The sequence below is a fragment of the Caballeronia sp. M23-90 genome, assembly GCF_053574605.1.
Genome location: NZ_JBSIPA010000536.1, coordinates 1 through 4,195, shown reverse-complemented (window position 1 = coordinate 4,195; position 4,195 = coordinate 1). Strand labels below are relative to the sequence as shown.

3 protein-coding genes are annotated in these 4,195 nt (G+C 59.9%); 1 reads left to right on the top strand and 2 read right to left on the bottom strand.

Annotated elements, in window-relative coordinates:
* Positions 1 to 2,501 (top strand): DUF3418 domain-containing protein (locus ACRXB1_RS31940; RefSeq protein WP_449494305.1); only part of this gene is annotated, 2,501 nt, incomplete at its 5' end.
* Positions 2,502 to 2,563: 62 nt separating this feature from the next.
* Here ACRXB1_RS31940 and ACRXB1_RS31935 read toward each other — a convergent pair.
* A complete protein-coding gene (locus ACRXB1_RS31935) occupies positions 2,564 to 3,049 on the bottom strand; it encodes an outer membrane protein assembly factor BamE (RefSeq protein WP_086386633.1) in 486 nt (161 codons plus the stop codon).
* A gap of 156 nt (positions 3,050 to 3,205) precedes the next feature.
* The coding region (locus ACRXB1_RS31930) for a YadA family autotransporter adhesin (protein ID WP_449494304.1) at positions 3,206 to 4,195 on the bottom strand (990 nt) is incomplete at its 5' end.

Genomic DNA, 4,195 nt, shown 5'->3' with positions numbered 1-4,195 from the left:
TGCTCGATCCACGCGTCGGCCGGATGATCCTGGCCGCGCGGGACCATCAGTCATTGCGCGAAGTGCTGATCATCGCGAGCGCGTTGTCCGTTCAGGACCCGCGCGACCGTCCCATCGAAGCGCAGGAGCAAGCCGATCTGGCGCACAAGAAGTTCGCCGATGAACGCTCCGAATTCCTTCAATGGACCAAAATCTGGGCGTGGTTCGAAGACGCGATCACGCACAAGAAATCGAACAAGCAACTCACCGATGCCTGCCGCGCGAACTTCCTGAATCACGTGCGTTTGCGTGAATGGCGGGACGTGCATTCGCAATTGCTGACTGTCGTGCGGGAACATGGCTGGCGGCTCAATGAATCGGAAGCCACCTTCGAGCAGATTCACCTTGCATTGCTGACGGGTTTGCTCGGGAACGTCGGCCTGAAAGCCGATGACGAGCCCTATTTCCTCGGCGCTCGCGGCATCAAGTTTTACTTGTGGCCGGGCTCTGCGTTGTTGAAGAAAGCGGGGCGCTGGGTCGTGGCGGGCGAACTCGTCGAGACGAGCCGGCTATATGCTCGATGCATCGCGAAGATCGAGCCCGAGTGGCTCGAACAAGTTGGCGCGCATTTGTTGCGCAAGTCGATTTCTGAACCGCATTGGGAAAAGAAGCCCGCGCAAGTCAGCGCTAATGAGCGCGCGACCTTGCATGGGCTTACGGTCTATGCGCGTCGTCGCGTGAGTTTCGGCAAGCAAGATCCGGAACGCGCACGCGAATTGTTCATTCGCGGCGCGCTGGTCGACGGCGAGTTTGAAACCCGGCTGCCGTTTTTTGCGCACAACCGCAAGTTGCTCGCGGATATTGAACAACTGGAGCACAAATCGCGTCGGCAGGACGTGCTTGTCGATGACGAACTGATCTTCGGTTTCTACGATTCGCTGATTCCCAAGGGCATTTATTCGGGCGCGGCGTTTGAGCGCTGGTATCGGGACGAAGAGAAAAAAGAAGGGACGTCGCGCCTGCTGTTCCTCTCGCGCGACGACCTGATGCGCCACGAAGCCGCCGGCATCACGACCGACCTGTTCCCCAAGCGGATGACGATGGCCGGCATTGAAATGACGCTGACGTACCACTTCGAGCCCGGATCTCCGCGCGATGGCGTGACGCTGACCGTCCCGTTGTTCGGCCTGAATCAGGTCGACGCCCGCCGTTCAGAATGGCTCGTGCGCGGCATGCTTAAGGAGAAAGTGCAGTTGCTGCTGAAGTCGTTGCCGCAAAAACTTCGGCGCCATCTCGTACCGTTGCCCGAGTTTTCGGCGGGCGTGGTCGAGCGCCACAGCGGCAAGACGTTCGGCGCGGGCGGGTTGCTTGAAGCGCTGATCGCCGATATCCGCGAGCAGACGCAAATCGCAATGAAACCGTCGGACTTCAAGCTCGAATCGTTGCCGGCGCATCTGTTCATGAACTTCAAGGTCATCGACGAACACGGGCGGCAACTCGCGATGGGTCGTAACCTCGCGCAATTACGCTCGGAACTCGGCGGCCAGGCGCAGCAGCATTTCCAGAAGCTCGCGGCGGGTGCGACGCTGGACATCGGCAGCGACGCGGCCGCGCCTGTCACGCGAAGTGCGGCGGCGTCCGAGTCTTCAGGTGGAAGTTCGGGCACCGCGTTATACGAAAACCTCACCACTTGGGACTTCGGAAGGCTGCCTGAACTGCTCGAAATTCGACGGCGCGGGCAGACGCTGTTCGGTTACCCCGCTTTGGTCGATCGGGGAACACATTGCGACGTTGAGGTGTTCGATTCGCCAGAGGAGGCGGCGCGGATTCATCGGGCGGGTTTGCGGCGCTTGTTCGCGTTGCAGTTGCGCGAGCCGATCCGTTATCTCGAACGCAATCTTGGCGGTTTGCGCGAGATGTCGTTGCAGTACATGGCGCTAGGTTCGCAGGAAGAACTCGCGAGTCAGATCATCGAAACGGCATTGGATCGTGCGTGTCTGCAAGATCCGCTACCTGATAACGACGCGGATTTCTACGCAAGGCGTGATCAAGGGAAAAGCCGTTTGACGTTGCTGGCCCAGGAAATCGCACGGCTCGCCGGCCAGATCCTTGCGGACTACGCAATGGTGACGAAAAAACTGACGCAGGCAAAATCGTTTGGCGCGCCGTACGCGGATATGGTTGCGCAACTGAACGCGCTGATTGGCAAGCGCTTCATTATCGATACGCCTTACACGCAGTTATCCCATTTCCCGCGATACCTGAACGCAATGGCGTTGCGTATCGATAAATTGAAAGCGGACGCGGTGCGGGACGCGCGATTGTCGGCAGAGATTGCCCCGCTGTTGCAAAACTATCAGCGGGCTATTGCGCAACGCGGCGGAGTAGCCGATGCGCGATTGGGCGAGTACAGGTGGTTGCTGGAGGAATTGCGCGTGTCGCTGTTCGCGCAGGAACTGCGCACGCCGATGCCGATATCGGTCAAGCGCTTGTACAAGGTGTGGGAATCAATGCAACGGTAGCCGGTAAAAAAACGCGAGACCTGACGGACAGCCAGGTCTCGCGTTTTGCAGATTTCACGAAATTACTTCGTCGTATCGCCCGGCGTTTCGACTTCAAGACTGAGCGGTGCTGCCGTCAAGACATTGGCTTCGGCGCTTACCGGCCCGCTGGCTTCTGTGCTGACGGGCGTGAACACGTACTTTTGCCATTTGCCGCCGGTGAGCGTTTCCACGTTATCTCCGCATTTCCGATAGAAATTACGAGCTTCGTCGCGCGAGGTGAAGACGGCCTTGAGCTGACAGACCATCTGTGGTGCGCCGGCGTCGTTCGTGACGTTCAGCACGTAGTCCCACTCACGAACGCCGAAGAACCCTTCGTTGAACTGCGGACGACCGAGAAGGCCGGCAACCTGGTTTTTCGTCATGCCGGGCTTGAGCTTGCGCAAAGTTTCGGTAAGCGGATAGCTGCCGCCGACATTCGACGCTGATTCCGGAGCCGGAAATACCAACTGGTCTTGACCGCCGTTGCTGGCAAGACGACTGCCAGTGCCAGTGCCGCACGCAGACATCAGAAGGGCTGTGACTAGCGCAGCTGCGAATGGAAGTGCACGCGCTGCATTGCGGAGGGTGAAGTTCATCTCTTGATCGGATCCGTTGTTTTCATTAACTCGATGTCGCGGGCGTTTTGCATGCCCGCGACACTTCCTCTTATTGACTGCTGTGGCTTACCAGTGCATTCCCGCGCCAACCGAGACGCCAAACTGGCCCCGCGTGCTCGTGGTGCCGCTGACCTTGTACGCCCAGATGCCGTTCTCGGAGAGCTGCGATACGCCGACCGCGACTGCGGATTGACCGCCATACGTGCCGCCGCCAATTGCCACCATGCCGCGGCCCGGCAGTACTGCTTGCGGCAAACCCGCGACTGCCAAGGCCGACGCCGTACCCGCATACGCGTCGCGACGCGTGCCTTCCGTCTTCGAGTCGGTGTAGTCGTTGGCTGACTTGAGCGTGCTGCCTGCGCTCTGGTTCAACTGGTTGACGTTGACAGCATCAGTGCCTTGCGTGCCTGCCGCGACGTTCGTGATCTGGCGTTCGCTGCCTGCCGCACCGACCGACACTGTGTTCGCACGATCCGCGACAGAGCTCTGTCCGAGGGCGACTGAATTGGCCGCAGTTGCCTGGGCGCCGTTACCCACGGCAACCGAACCCGTGCCGCTCGCGAGTGCGTTTTGACCCAATGCCATTGCGTTGTCAGCTGTAGCTTGGGCGCCATTGCCCATGGCGACTGATCCAGCGCCCGTTGCGACGGCCTTCGCGCCTACTGCAACCGCAAGCGTGCCGGTTGCCGATGCCGCGTCCACGCTGCGATCACCGTCAGCGCTGAACAAGGGGTCCTTCGCGTCAATGACCGCATTGCTTACCGCGCTCGCAACCGCATTGTTGACTGCATCGCCAACCGATGCGTTAACCTGACCGATTGCATCGTTGAGCTGTCCTACGTTCACTGCGTCGGTCGTATCCACGCCGGCTGCGACGTTGTGGAGCACGGTGCCGCTTGTGCCTTCGAGCGTCACGCTGTCATGGTTGACCGAGCCGTCCGTATTGCGGTCGTATTTGACTGCGCCGTCGGCAGTAGTAGTTGCCGTTGCAGCCGCTGCTGTTGCCTGGTCACTGACCGCCTTCAACTGTGCGACGTTGACCGCGTCCGTATCCAA

Bases quoted from the DNA above. Each gene is read 5' to 3' on its own strand.
- ACRXB1_RS31935 (WP_086386633.1), bottom strand. From the start codon at position 3,049: ATGTCTGCGTGCGGCACTGGCACTGGCAGTCGTCTTGCCAGCAACGGC.